The 13,673-nt window shown below is 62.2% G+C and carries 9 protein-coding genes, 1 pseudogene and 1 riboswitch; of the genes and pseudogenes, 3 read left to right on the plus strand and 7 right to left on the minus strand.

Annotated features, from left to right (window positions below; translation table 11 throughout):
- Positions 1-66 precede the first annotated feature (66 nt).
- Both A3AY_RS0100895 and A3AY_RS0100900 read right to left on the minus strand, forming a co-directional pair.
- On the minus strand, positions 67-624 hold the full coding sequence (locus tag A3AY_RS0100895) for a cysteine hydrolase family protein (protein ID WP_018323783.1): 558 nt from the start codon (positions 622-624) through the stop codon (positions 67-69).
- A 38-nt stretch (positions 625-662) separates the two neighbouring features.
- Positions 663-1,295 carry a LysE family translocator gene (locus A3AY_RS0100900; RefSeq protein WP_026202986.1) on the minus strand — a complete coding sequence of 211 codons (633 nt, stop codon included), beginning with the start codon at positions 1,293-1,295 and terminating at the stop codon, positions 663-665.
- 154 nt (positions 1,296-1,449) lie between these two features.
- Here A3AY_RS0100900 and A3AY_RS0100905 point away from each other — a divergent pair, with 154 nt between their 5' ends.
- Together A3AY_RS0100905 and cysK are read left to right on the plus strand one after the other, a co-directional pair.
- Positions 1,450-2,067 carry a LysE family translocator gene (locus tag A3AY_RS0100905; RefSeq protein ID WP_018323785.1) on the plus strand — a complete coding sequence of 206 codons (618 nt, stop codon included), beginning with the start codon at positions 1,450-1,452 and terminating at the stop codon, positions 2,065-2,067.
- 133 nt (positions 2,068-2,200) lie between these two features.
- A complete protein-coding gene (gene cysK / locus A3AY_RS0100910) occupies positions 2,201-3,169 on the plus strand; it encodes a cysteine synthase A (protein ID WP_018323786.1) in 969 nt (322 codons plus the stop codon).
- Positions 3,170-3,243: 74 nt separating this feature from the next.
- Here cysK and A3AY_RS0100915 read toward each other — a convergent pair whose 3' ends face one another.
- The 4 genes and pseudogenes from A3AY_RS0100915 to A3AY_RS0100935 form a co-directional block, all read right to left on the minus strand.
- Positions 3,244-4,776 (minus strand): YifB family Mg chelatase-like AAA ATPase, encoded by a 1,533-nt coding sequence (locus A3AY_RS0100915; RefSeq protein ID WP_018323787.1) that lies wholly within the window; start codon positions 4,774-4,776, stop codon positions 3,244-3,246.
- 245 nt (positions 4,777-5,021) lie between these two features.
- The gene (gene gshB, locus A3AY_RS0100925) at positions 5,022-5,969 is read right to left on the minus strand and encodes a glutathione synthase (RefSeq protein WP_018323789.1); all 948 of its coding nucleotides are present in this window, start codon (positions 5,967-5,969) and stop codon (positions 5,022-5,024) included.
- A gap of 406 nt (positions 5,970-6,375) precedes the next feature.
- Positions 6,376-7,701, minus strand: a pseudogene (locus A3AY_RS34325) (FAD-dependent oxidoreductase); the annotation flags it as partial.
- A complete protein-coding gene (locus tag A3AY_RS0100935) occupies positions 7,698-10,148 on the minus strand; it encodes a GcvT family protein (protein ID WP_018323790.1) in 2,451 nt (816 codons plus the stop codon). The pseudogene A3AY_RS34325 and the gene A3AY_RS0100935, both read right to left, overlap by 4 nt.
- Before the next feature lie 265 nt (positions 10,149-10,413).
- Between A3AY_RS0100935 and A3AY_RS0100940 the strand changes: the two genes are divergently transcribed.
- Positions 10,414-11,283, plus strand: coding sequence for a LysR family transcriptional regulator (locus A3AY_RS0100940; protein ID WP_018323791.1), 870 nt, complete (start codon positions 10,414-10,416; stop codon positions 11,281-11,283).
- Positions 11,284-11,336: 53 nt separating this feature from the next.
- Here A3AY_RS0100940 and A3AY_RS0100945 read toward each other — a convergent pair whose 3' ends face one another.
- The gene (locus tag A3AY_RS0100945) at positions 11,337-13,103 is read right to left on the minus strand and encodes a bifunctional diguanylate cyclase/phosphodiesterase (protein ID WP_018323792.1); all 1,767 of its coding nucleotides are present in this window, start codon (positions 13,101-13,103) and stop codon (positions 11,337-11,339) included.
- Positions 13,104-13,367: 264 nt separating this feature from the next.
- Positions 13,368-13,632, plus strand: a riboswitch (cobalamin riboswitch).
- The last annotated feature ends 41 nt before the right edge of the window (positions 13,633-13,673 follow it).

The raw sequence follows: 13,673 nt of genomic DNA on the forward strand, positions 1-13,673 counted from the left end.
GCGAAGGCTGCTTGTTTCGACGCAAATCCGGACGGAAAACCGCTTCGCACTTTTCCTGGCTGATCGTCAGAAGGTGATCTCGTCGGACCGGCGCAATTCAATCGCGTGACCGCCGGCATTGAAGCCGCGGAGCAGGGCGTTGTGGTGGGCGATGATCTGCGAGAAGGTCAGCTCCCCCATGTCGCCCGTCGAATGTCCATCGGACAGCAGCGTCACATCATAGCCGAGCGATACGGCGCGGCGCGCGGTCGTATCGACACAGAACTGCGTCTGACAGCCGCCGATGACCAGATGGGTAATGGACCGCTTTGCCAGTTGTTCCTGCAGGTCGGTCTGGAAGAAGCTGTCGCAACTGGTCTTGTGAACCACCGTCTCGCCGAGAACCGGCGCAATCTCATGGCGCAAGGCCCAGCCCTTCGATGAACGGGCGAGCGGGTCGCCCGGGCCGCCGTCATGCTGCACGAGAATGACCGGGATATGGGCGGCGCGGGCGCGTGCCTGGATCGACTGCAGGCGGCCGACGGTCTCGTTCAGCGCCGCGTCGATGACCGGCTGACGTTCGGGCGTGCCTTCGCCTTCGAGAATGGCGTTCTGGACGTCGATGATGAGAAGTGCTGTTGTCATGCTATGCTCGAGTCTTGGTTGGGAGGAAGAAGACCGCTTCAGCGGCGGCTTTCGATCGCCATGCGAACGGCAAGCGCGCCGAGCACGCCGCCCATCAGCCAGCGCTGCACGGATTGCCAGGTTGGGCGACCGGAGAGGAAGGTTGCGATGGAGCCGGCCGTCAACACGATCAGCGCATTCACGGAAAGGCTGGTGAAGATCTGGACCGTGCCAAGCACGACGGATTGGGAAAACACCTCGCCCTTTGCGGGATCGATGAACTGCGGCAGCAGAGACAGATAGAGAACCGCTATCTTCGGGTTCAAGAGGCTTGTTGCAAAGCCCATCAGGAAAAGACGCCGCGGACTGTCGGCCGGCAGGTTGCGCACCTCGAAGGCTGCGCGTCCGCCGGGACGCAGCGCCTGCCAGGCGAGATAGAGGAGATAGAGCGCGCCGGCGAACCGCAGCGCATCGTAGGCATAGGGTACGGCCAAAAGCAGCGCCGTGATGCCGAAGGCGGCCGAGAGCATGTAGACCAGGAAACCGAGGCCGACGCCGGCGAGCGAAACCAGTCCCGCCACACGCCCCTGGCAAAGGGCGCGGGAGATCAGATAGATCATGTTTGGCCCGGGCGTCAGCACCATGCCAAGTGCCACGAGAGCAAAGGCGGCAAGACTTGCGGTTCCAGGCATGGACGGCCTCCAGTTTCGGGGCGGCGAAAGGACGAAATTTTCGTCATGCTTCGGCAATGCCTTAGCCGGAACGGCGATTTCGATCAATGCAGCCAAATTGCCTGGGCCAAGAAAAACGGCTAACTAGCCCGCTCGCCAATCCGCGGAGCCGACGATGAGTCTTGCCAGCCTTCTTGCCTATTGCAGCGCGCTTTTCATTGCCGCCGCGATTCCCGGGCCGGGCATGACGGCGATCGTCGCGCGGGCACTCGGCTCCGGTTTCCGCGAGACCTTCTTCATGGGGCTCGGCCTTGTTCTCGGCGACCTCTTCTATCTGACCGCGGTCATCCTTGGTCTTGCCTTTGTTGCCCAGACCTTCACCACCGCCTTCATGGTCATCAAGATCCTCGGCGCGCTCTATCTCGTCTATATCGCCTATAAGCTCTGGACCGCCGGCCTTTTGCCGCAGGATATCCAGGCGAAGAAAAGCGCCAGCGTGGGCCTGTCCTTCCTGTCCGGATTGCTGGTGACGCTCGGCAACCCGAAGACCATGCTGTTCTACGTGGCCCTGGTGCCGACGCTGATCGATCTGCGCGCGATCGGTCTTAATGAATATGCCGTTCTCGTCGGCTCGACCTTCATCGTCCTGATGGCGGTTCTGATCCCCTATATCCTGCTTGCATCCCGTGCCCGCCTGCTTCTGAAACAGCCGCGTGCGCTGAAGTCGCTGAACCGGATCGCTGCGGGTATTCTCGGAACCACCGCCGCCTATATCGCGACCCGCGCTGCCTGAAAAATTCGTTCCGCAAGGCACGCTTCCGCAACAGTTTTTTCCAATGGGCATCAAGCGGTTGGAGAATAGCCCTCTGGCAAGCGGTGTGGTTTGATCCTATTGTCCCTCACAACTTGGCAAAAGGGAGAACACCATGTCAGAGCAGCGCAAGCCCGGCCGCGGCCGCATCTATTCCTCGATCACCGAGACGATCGGCGATACGCCGATCGTTCGCCTCGACAAGCTGGCGAAGGAAAACGGGGTGAAGGCCAATCTTCTGGCGAAGCTGGAGTTCTTCAATCCGATCGCCTCGGTCAAGGATCGTATCGGCGTTGCGATGATTGAATCGCTGGAAGCGCAGGGCAAGATCACGCCCGGCAGGACGACGCTGGTCGAGCCGACGTCGGGCAATACCGGCATCGCGCTCGCCTTTGCCGCCGCAGCCAAGGGATACAAGCTGATCCTCACCATGCCGGAAACCATGTCGGTCGAACGCCGCAAGATGCTGGCGCTGCTCGGCGCCGAACTGGTGCTGACGGAAGGCCCGAAGGGCATGAAGGGCGCCATCGCCAAGGCGGAAGAGCTGGCAGCGACCCTGCCGGATGCGATCATCCCGCAGCAGTTCGAAAACCCGGCCAATCCGGAAATCCACCGCAAGACGACGGCCGAGGAAATCTGGAACGATACCGACGGCAGCGTCGATATCCTGGTTTCCGGCATCGGCACCGGCGGGACGATAACCGGCGCCGGCCAGGTGCTCAAGAGCCGCAAGCCGTCGATCAAGGTTATCGCCGTCGAGCCGGAGGAATCGCCGATCCTGTCCGGTGGCGCTCCCGGGCCGCACAAGATCCAGGGCATCGGCGCGGGCTTCGCGCCTGCCATCCTCGATACGAAAATCTATGACGAGATCGTCACGGTCAACAGCGCCCAGGCCGTGGAAACAGCGCGCCGCGTCGCCAAGCTCGAAGGCGTGCCGGTCGGTATCTCCTCCGGTGCCGCGCTGGCGGCTGCGATCCGGGTCGGCCAGCGCCCGGAGAACGAAGGCAAGAACATCGTCGTCATCATTCCCTCCTTCGCCGAACGCTACCTCTCGACGGTGCTGTTCGAACATCTCGTCGGCTGATCGTTCACGATCGGCGCGTTGAAGATCAAGACCGCCCTCATCTCTGCGTGAGGGTGGTCTTTTGCAGACCTTTCTCATGCCGCCGCCGTCAGCCGTTCGCCGGCGATCCGGTAGGAGATCGCTTCGGCCAGATGGATGCGCCCGACCGTTGCCTTCTCGTCGAGATCGGCGAGCGTGCGGGCGACCTTCAGGACGCGGTGGTAGCCGCGCGCCGAAAATTTCATCTTCTCGGCTGCGTCGCGCAGCAACTGCAGGCCGCCGGCATCCGGCTCGGCCATCTTTTCGATCATGGATGTCGAGCAGCGCGCGTTGGACAGGATTTCCGGCATGCCGAAGGCGATGAAGCGATCCGCCTGGATTTCGCGGGCGCGGGCGACGCGTCTTGCGACCACGGCACTCGGTTCGGCCGGTGCCGGGCGGATCAGGTCGGCGGCGGTGACGGAGGGGACATCGATGCGGATGTCGATGCGGTCCATCAACGGCCCGGAAATGCGGCCCTGGTAGTCGGCGACGCAACGGGGGCCGCGGGCGCAGCTATGCCCCGGTTCGCCCGCCATGCCGCAGCGGCAGGGGTTCATAGCGGCGACCAACTGGATGGCCGCCGGATAGGTGACGCGGTGATTGGCGCGGGCGATGATGCATTCGGATGTTTCGAGCGGCTGGCGCAGCGCATCGAGCACCTGCGGCGTGAACTCCGGAAACTCGTCGAGGAACAACACGCCGTTATGGGCAAGCGAGGCCTCGCCCGGCTTGGCGCGCAGGCCGCCGCCGATCATCGCGGCCATCGTCGCCGAATGGTGCGGTGTGCGGAAGGGCCGCCGGTCCGACAGCTTGCCGCCCGGCAACTGTCCGGCGATCGAATGGATCATCGAGACTTCAAGCAGCTCGGCGGGCGAGAGCGGCGGCAGGATGGAGGGCAGGCGGGCGGCAAGCATCGACTTGCCGGAGCCGGGCGGGCCGACCATCAGCAGATTGTGGTTTCCCGCCGCGGCCACCTCCAGCGCCCGCTTGGCACTTTCCTGCCCCTTGATATCGGCGAGATCGGGCATGTTGGCGGCACTGGCGCGGACCGCCGGCTCCGGCCGCGACAAGACCTGGGTTCCGCGAAAATGATTGGCAAGCGCAATCAGGCTGCGCGGCGCAAGAATATCGATCTCGGCACCGGCCCAGGCTGCCTCGGCGCCGCTTTCCGAAGGGCAGATCAGCCCCTTGCCAAGCCCGTTGGCGCCGATCGCCGCAGGCAGCGCACCGGCCACGGCAGCGATCGTCCCGTCGAGATTAAGTTCGCCGATGACCACATAGCCGCCGAGCGCATCCGCGGGAATGGCGCCGAGCGCTGCCATCAGGCCGAGCGCGATGGGAAGGTCGAAGTGGCTGCCTTCCTTCGGCAGGTCCGCCGGCGCGAGGTTGACGGTGACTTTCTTGGCAGGCAGCGACAGGCCCGAGGCATGCAGCGCTGCCTGGACGCGCTCCCGGCTCTCGGCCACCGCCTTGTCCGGAAGGCCGACGATCTGCATGCCCACTTTTCCGGGCGCCACCATCACCTGGACGTCGACCGGCACGCCTTCTATGCCCTGGAATGCAACCGTACTGACACGCGCGACCATGACTGCCCCTCTTGCCGCGAGGCAGGCTCACATCCCTGCCACCACAACCTCCACCGGTTGTGTGGGGAAATCTTGCACGAATAACGGAATAAAACAAGAACAATTATCGAACGGATTTGGCAACGATAATCGCATAGGTTGAATCAAGGTTGTATTTCGCGAACGAAGCGGAACAACCGTGAACATCCTTAAGCTGCAATCGGTTGCGCCAGCCGGTCACGAGCGCGATCCGGCCGGCTCTTTCGTCAGGCACGCTTTCGTTCGATGGCGTCCCAGAGAAGCGCGGCGATATCGGCGCCGCCGAACTTCTTCACTTCGCGGATGCCGGTGGGCGAGGTGACGTTGATCTCGGTCATGACGTCGCCGATCACATCGATGCCGACCAGCAGGAAACCGCGCTCGCGCAGCGCAGGGCCGATGCGGGCGCAGATTTCCTTCTCCCGCGTGGTGAGTTCGGTCGCCTCCGGCTTGCCGCCGGCATGCATGTTGGAACGCGCGTCGTGTTCGGCCGGAACGCGGTTGATCGCGCCGACCGGCTCGCCGTCGACCAGGATGATGCGCTTGTCGCCCTTGCGCACGGCCGGCAGGTATTCCTGGGCGATGAACGGTTCGCGAAACATCTGGCCGAACATTTCAAGCAGCGACGACAGGTTGCGGTCGTCGCGGGTCGAATGGAAGACGCCCGCACCGCCGTTGCCGTAAAGGGGCTTCAGGATGATGTCGCCCATCTCGGCGCGGAAGCTGGCGATTTCAGTGGGATCGCGGGTGATCAGCGTCTTCGGCATCAGGTCGGGAAATTCGGTGACGAAGATCTTTTCCGGCGAATTGCGCACCCAGGCGGGATCATTGACGACCAGGGTTTTCGGGTGGATGCGCTCGAGCAGGTGCGTCGAGGTGATATAGGCCATGTCGAAGGGCGGGTCCTGGCGCAAGAGCACGACGTCCATGGTGGACAGGTCGACGCGCTCGGCGTCGCCCAGCGAATAGTGATCGCCCTTGACGTCGCGCAGCAGCATCGGCTGCACGGTGGCGAAGATCTTGCCGTCGCGCAGCGACAGCTGGTTGGGCGTATAATGGAACAGCTTGTAGCCGCGCGCCTGCGCTTCGAGGCTCATGGCGAAGGTGCTGTCGCCCGCGATGTTGATGCTGGAGACGTGGTCCATCTGGACTGCGACATTTGTGATCTTTGCCATGGGGCGTTTCCTGTTGGTCGTGGACGTCGTTGCAAAGCCTCTATATCAAATCGCGTCTGCGGAAACCTACAGATTTCATCCGACTTCCCCACTTGGCGCGGCGAAGCCTTCACGCGGCGGCTTTTTCGCCCGTGCTTCAGATCATTTCGGTTCGCCGGCTTCACGGGCCAGGCGGGATCGGCCGGGGCACGTCGGGTGCCTCAGTTAAGTAATAGTAGGTGACACGCGACGTGCCCCGTCTCGGTGGTTTTTACCTGCAACTGCGGTTTCTCTGCGGGGATGGCGGCACCTTTTTTCGGCACAGGGTGGCGCTCGACTTTTACCCGATTGCTCCAGCATCGACGGCACCACGAAAGGCCTGTCTTCCGACACGCCAGTCGCCGCTCCTCATGTGTGCCTCACANACTTCGCCGAACACAGCGCCACGGGCCTTGAGGTGTTCGTGGATCGGCGAGCGGCGCACACCGCGCGCCGTCGCCATCTGGCGATAGGGGAAGTGGTCGGCATAGAGCAGGCCGAGCGTCTCCGTTACGCGCTCCCTGAGATAAGTGCGGTTCTTCTGAAACGGCTGCGCCCGGCGGATATCGACCTCCCAGAGGTCGAAGGGCGGCTCGCCGTCGTTCATCCACTGCGCCAGCGCCATGCCGGCGCCGCCGGAGGAGACGATGCCGATCGAATTGTAGCCGGCGGCCACCCAGTAACCCTTCAGTTCGGGTGCTTCGCCGAGATAGTAGCGATCGTCCGGGGTAAAGCTCTCCGGGCCGTTGAAGAAGGTGTGTATCCCGGCTGTTTCCAGCATCGGCATGCGGTTGACCGCCTTTTCGAGGATCGGCGCGAAATGGTCGACATCCTCAGGCAACTGGTCGAAGCAGAAATCCTCGCGGATGCCGTCCATGCCCCAGGGCTTGGCCACCGGTTCGAAGGCACCGAGCAGCATCTTGCCGGCATCTTCCTTGTAATAGGCGCATTCATCGGGCACGCGCAGCACCGGTAGCGACTTCAGCCCCACGACCGGCTCGGTGACGATATAGAAATGCTCGCAGGCATGCAGCGGCACGGTCACGCCCGACATATTGGCAAGCTCGCGCCCCCACATGCCGGCGGCGTTGACGACGTTCTCGGTCGCGATCGTAAACGTCTCGCCGTTCTGCACGCAGGTGACGCCGGATACCCTGCCATCCCTCTTCTCGACAGCCGTGACCTTCACGCCTTCAATCACCGTGGCGCCGTTCCGCCGCGCGCCCTTTGCCAAGGCCATGGCGATATTGGCCGGATCGCATTGCCCGTCGAGCGGCAGGTGCACGGCGGCGATGACGTCCGAGACATTGAGGTGCGGATACATCTCCTTGACTTCACCGGGCGTGATCTCGCGCACGTCGACATTGAAGGCGCGGGCAAGCGAGGCCTGACGGTAGATCTCTTCGCGGCGCTCCTCTGTCAGCGCCACGGTGATCGAGCCGTTCTGCTTCATGCCGGTACCAATACCGGTCTCGGCCTCCAGCTTGACGTAGAGGTCGCGCGAATATTTGGCGAGCCGCGTCATGTTCTGCGAGGCGCGCAGCTGGCCGATCAGGCCGGCCGCATGCCAGGTCGTGCCGCAGGTCAATTGCTTGCGCTCCAGGAGGACGACATCGGTCCAGCCGAGCTTCGCCAGATGATAGGCGACCGAACAGCCGGAGACGCCGCCGCCGATGATGACCACACGGGCCTTGGAGGGAATGGCCTTCGTCATGCGCGCAGTCTTTCATTGTTGGGGTCGAACAGCGGCTGATCGGGCTGCACGATTGCCTTGAAGCGGTCGCCGTAGATTTCGACCTCGACCTCGGTTCCGGGGTGCGTCAGATCCGCCCGCAGCATGCCGAGCGCCACGGACTTGCCGACGCGGTAGCCCCAGTTGCCCGATGTCGTCTCGCCGACCACCTTGCCGTCATGCCAGAGCGTCGACATGGAGGGCGCGTCGCATTCGCCGGCATCGACGACCAGCGTCACAAAGCGCTTGCCGACACCCAGCTGCTTCTCCCGCTCCAGCGCCGCCTTGCCCTTGAACGCGGGCTTTGTCCAGTCGACGAAACGCTCCAGACCGCCCTGCAGGATGGTGTAGTCGGTGGAAAGGTCGCCCTTCCAGGCACGGTAGCCCTTCTCGATGCGCAGGCTGTCCAGCGCCTCCATGCCGAATGGCTTAAGGCCATGCTTCTGGCCGGCCGCCCAGACCGCGTCGAAGACGGCGACCGTATCGTCCACCTTCGTGTGAAGTTCCCAGCCAAGCTCTCCGGCGAAGGAAACGCGCACCAGCTGCAGCCAGCGGCCGGCGATCTGGCATGACTGGTGCGTCAGCCACGGCTTGGAGAGATCGGCGTCCGTGACTTCGGCGAGGATGGCGCGCGATTTCGGTCCGGACAGGATCTGGCAGGCGAAGTTTTCCGTCACATCGTCCAGCGCAAACGCCGCGTCCTTCGGCAGATGCTTCTGCAACCACTCAAAATCGTGCCACTGCGCCGTCGCCGCCGTGATCAGGAAGAAGAAATCGTCCTCCAACGCCATCACCGACATTTCCGTGACGATGCGGCCCTTGTCGTCGGCAAAATAGGCAAGGCCGATGCGACCGGGTCTCGGCACCTTGCCGGTGATGAGCCCCAGCAACCAGTGGCGCGCGCCCTCGCCCTTTAACCGGTAGCGGGAAAAGCCCGGCAGATCGAGAATGCCTGCAGCGTCCCGCACGGCCAGGCATTCCTCCTCGATTCGCTTCTGCCAAGGCCCCGCCCGGTTCCAGGTCTGCGTTGATTCTTCCGACGTATCGTCACCCGGCTTGGCGTACCAGTTGGCGCGCTCCCAGCCGTTATAGGGCTTGAACTGCGCACCAAGCGCCGCGATCCGGTCGTGGATCGGCGAGAGTTTCCTGTTGCGACCGGCAGGCCAGGCATGTTTCGGGAAATGCATCGCATATTCGTGGCCATAGACCTCCATGCCCTTGGCAATGCAGTAGTCCCGGTCCGAGGCAAAGCGCGTATAGCGGCGCGGGTCACAGGACCACATATCCCACTCCGTTTGCCCTTCGGTCACCCATTCGGCGAGCACCTTGCCGGCACCGCCCGCCTGGCAGATACCGAAGGTGAAGACGCAGGCCTCAAACGCGTTCGGCACGCCCGGCATCGGCCCGATCAGCGGGTTTCCATCCGGCGCGTAGGGGATCGGCCCGTTGATCATGCGCGACAGGCCGGCTGTACCGAGGATCGGCACGCGCTCGACGGCGTCGTTCAGATACCATTCCAGCCGCTCAAGATCGTCGGGGAAAAGCTGGAACGAGAAATCCTCCGGCATCGGATCGTCCGGCGTCACCCAATGCGCCTTGCAGTTCTTCTCGTAGGGCCCGAGATTCATCCCGGTCTTTTCCTGGCGCAGGTAATAGGAGCTGTCGACGTCGCGCAAAAGCGGCAGCTTGTGGCCCACCTCCTTCGACCAAGCCGCCAGCTCCGGAATTTCCTCAAACAGCATGTACTGATGGCTCATCACCATCATCGGCACGTCGCGGCCGAACCATTTGCCGACCTCGCGGGCATAGTAGCCGGTGGCATTGACGACATATTCGCAGCGGATCTCGCCTTGCGGCGTGGAAATGATCCATTCATCGTTTTCCCGGCGAGCGCCGGTGGCGGGACAGAACCGAAAAATCTTCGCGCCCATGTCGCGCGCGCCCTTTGCCAGGGCCTGCGTCAGCTGCGCCGGATCGATGTCGCCGTCATAGGGATCGTAGAGCGCACCGGTGAGGTCATGCGTCTCGACAAAAGGGTATTTTGCGTTGATCTCATCGGGCGACAGGATGTCGAGGTCCATGCCCTGGTAGCGCCCCATGCCGACGACACGCTTGAACTCCTGCAGCCGCTGCTTCGAATGACCGAGCCGGATGGAGCCGGTCACATGGTAGTTCATCGGGTAGCCGACCTGAGCACCCAATGCGCGATAGAGCGAGGCTGAATAGCGCTGCATGTTCATGATCGACCAGGAGGACGAAAACGTCGGCACATTGCCGGCGGCATGCCAGGTCGAGCCTGCCGTCAATTCGTTCTTTTCCAGAAGCACGCAGTCCGTCCAGCCCGTCTTGGCCAAATGGTAGAGCGCGGAAGCGCCGACGACACCTCCCCCAATAATCACGACACGCGCGTGAGACGGCAGATTCGACATGGCAGCTCCCTTGTTTCACAAGAGTTTTGGCGAGGAACCCGCTCATCATCAAGCAGCCGGAATTCGCTTTATTGATCGAAGAATTCGATTAGATTGCGGATGAAGCACCCCCTCCCCAACCCTCCCCACAAGGGGGAGGGAGTTTACCGAGAATGCCGTCCGCCCTTTGCATGAAGTCACAGAGGGCGAGACGGAGCAGGGTCGCTCCCTCCCCTTGTGGGGAGGGTTGGGGAGGGGTTTTCACCCAAACACCGGAAACCGCCGCATGCAGATCGACCTCATCGAAACCTTCCTCGACCTGATGGAGACGCGCAGCTTCAATCGCACGGCGGAGCGGCTGAACATCACGCAATCCACCGTCTCCCACCGCGTCAAGGCGCTGGAGGCGCAGTTCAACCGCAAGCTCTTCACCCGCAACAAGGGCGGTACAACGCCAACGTCATCCGGCCTGCGTTTCCTCGACCACGCAAAAGCCCTGCAGCATCAATGGCACGAGGCGACGCGGGCAGTGGAAAATGCCGGCGCCTATGAGCGCTCCATGCGCCTCGGCATACAACACGATCTCGCCGAGGTCTTTGCCGGCCGCTGGCTTTACGCGGTCCGCGCCGACCTGCCGGCAACATCGATCTACATGGAAGCGGATTATTCCAACCAGATGAACCGCGACCTGGCGGCCGGCGATCTCGATCTCGCCATCCTCTATACCCCACACTACCTGCCCGACCTGCACTATGAACGCATCGGCGAAATGATTTACAGACTGGTCAGCACCACGGCGCGGACAGTCGGTGAACTGCAGTCCGAGACCTATATCCAGGCGGTCTATTCACCCGCCTTCGACCGGGCGCACAGGCTGGCTTTGCCGCATCTGTCAGCGGCGCCGCTGGCTTCGGGACAGAACATCGCTATCATGGATCTGCTAAAGACGCTGGGCGGCGCCGCCTACGTCATGAGCAGCACCGCGGCTGAGCTTGCCAGGGAAGGCGCAGCCTTTCCGATAGAGGATGCGCCGCCCATTCCGCAGGCCGTCTATGCGGCAACGAGCATCCGCACACGACACGCGCATCAGCACAGACGCATCATCGGCGTCATGCAGGATCTGCTGGCTTCCTGCAGCGCCGCGCGTCAGACATGACGCGCAACGACGCTTTAGCTGAAACTGCAGGAAGCGCTGCCTGCAGAAATCCATCAAAGCTGGACGGCAAGTTCGGTGTTCTGCGTTTTTAACAACTGGGCCAGCATATCGGGGCCGGAGACCGGATAGGCGATCGCGTAACCCTGCAGGACATCGCAGCCCAGCCGCGTCGAAAGCTTGGCGTGCTCCTGCGTCTCCACCCCTTCGGCGACCACTTCGATGTCGAGCGCCTTTGCGATATCGACGATTGAGCGCAACAGCCGCTTCTGTTCGCGCGAGGTGGTAATCGGAAAGACCAGCCGCCGGTCGATTTTCAGCCGCCGCGGCCTCACCTTCGTCAGCCCGATGATCGAGGCGTGTCCAGAACCGAAGTCATCGATCTCGATGTCTATGCCCATCTGCTTGAGCGCAGCAACATTCGAAAGCACCCCCTCCTCGCTATCGTCAAGGAAGATCGTCTCCAGCAATTCGAAAGACAATGTCTCCGGCTCGACATCCATCTGCTGAAGCTCGTCGATCAACAGCGGATCGGACAACCGCGCCGCCGAAACATTCACCGCTATCCGCGGAACGCGCACGCCCTGACGCATCCAGGCTCGCCGGTCCTTCAATGCCGCCTTGAGAATAGCGGCGTCGAGGTCGTCCAGCATGCCAAGGCCTCCCGCGACGGAGATGAATTCTCCCGGCAACAGCAGCCCGCGTTTCGGATGGCGCCACCGCGCCAAGGCCTCCAGGCCGACGATGCGGCGGGTGCGCGCATCGACCTGCGCCTGGTAAAAGGGAACAAACTCTCCCTTCTCCAGTCCGCGCGCAAATTGCTTGGCGACGCGACGCTCGTTGTTGAGCTGCGCCTTGAGCTGTGCCGAGAAAAGCTCCACCCTGCCCCGACCTAGTTTCTTGGCGCGGTGCAAGGCAATATCGGCCTCGGTGAGCAGGCTGGCGACATGCTTGCCGCTGGCGGAAGCCAGTCCGATGGATGCGCCTGCGCGCAGCACTTCGTCATTGTGCCATATCGATTGCTTCAGTTGCTGGGCGAGCCGCTCGGCAACGGTCTTCAAATCCTCGATGGAGTTGAAATTGGCGATCAGCGCCGCAAATTCGTCGCCGCCGATGCGCGCGACGAAGGCGTTGGTCGGTAATGCGGCGACAATCCGGCTGGCGGCCGATTTCAGCACATCATCGCCCACCGAATGCCCCGCCGTGTCGTTGATCTGCTTGAACCGGTCGAGGCCGATGTGAAGGATGGCGAGCTTTTCCAGCCCTGCATCCTCCGCAAGTTCCGCCAAACGGCGATCGAAGAAGCTGCGGTTCGGCAGCCCGGTCAGGTAGTCGTGTTCGGCCGTGTATTCGATCCGCCGGGCGCTCGCCTCGAGAGCAACGGCGCGTTTCTCGGCAATGGCCTTTTGCCGCTGCAGCTCCCGATTGAGCATGACATCCGCGGTCACGTCCCATTCCACGCCGATGAAGGTAATATTTCCGTCTTGCTCGAAGCAATGCGCCCGGGAGCGGAGATAGCGAATTTTGCCGTCCGGCAGAACAATGCGATACTCGGACGCGTAGCCACCTTTGCCCTTGATGGCGAAGTTGAAATCCGCCTCGGCCTGCTCCCGGTCATCCGGATGGACCGCCTTGGCCCACAACGCCGCCTTGACGCGCTTGCTCGTCTTGCCGGTTCCATAGAGCCGGTGCATCTGCCTGTCCCAGACGACTTCGTCCTTCTGCGTATCGTGTTCCCATACGCCGATCCGGGAGGCGTCAAGCGCGAGCTCCAGCCTCCGAAGAATATTCTGAAATTCCTGTTCGGACCTCGCCGCCTTCATTGGTTTCTCTGTGAATGATTCTTTGCATAAGACGTGCGCGGCATTCTGCCGCAAGGTTCCTAAAGAAATATTGTCACACAATAATGCGAAATGTAATCCGCAATACAATCAACCATTCAGTGTTATTTGATGACAGATAGTCGTACCCCGTGCAATTTTTGCTTAACCTGCAAAGATACATGTGCAAGCGAACTTCTGCAACCGTGACGGCAAAGCGGCATCGCAGGTCGCATCGTCGAATTGACATCGACCGAGCGACGTCATAATCATCGTCTGTCAATTGGTTCCCTTGGAAGCGAACGCTTCCGGGGAGTAAATGGGAACGTGACGGATGGACCCAAACTGGGCATTTCAATCACGGCCGACCCCGCGACTGTAGAGCGGTCAGAGTTTGTCATGCCGGTCGATCCGGCAAAAGCCACTGCGGCGGCGGGTCTTAGGCCCGCACCTTGGGAAGGCGAGACAGTCTCACTGGTGCCGAGCACCTGACGCCGCGAGCCAGGAAACCTGCCGGTTGATGAAGGGCATGGTGCCCAATTGGTGGGACATTTCCCACACGCCATCACGGAG

It is taken from the genome of Rhizobium giardinii bv. giardinii H152 (genome assembly GCF_000379605.1).
GTDB lineage: Bacteria > Pseudomonadota > Alphaproteobacteria > Rhizobiales > Rhizobiaceae > Pararhizobium > Pararhizobium giardinii.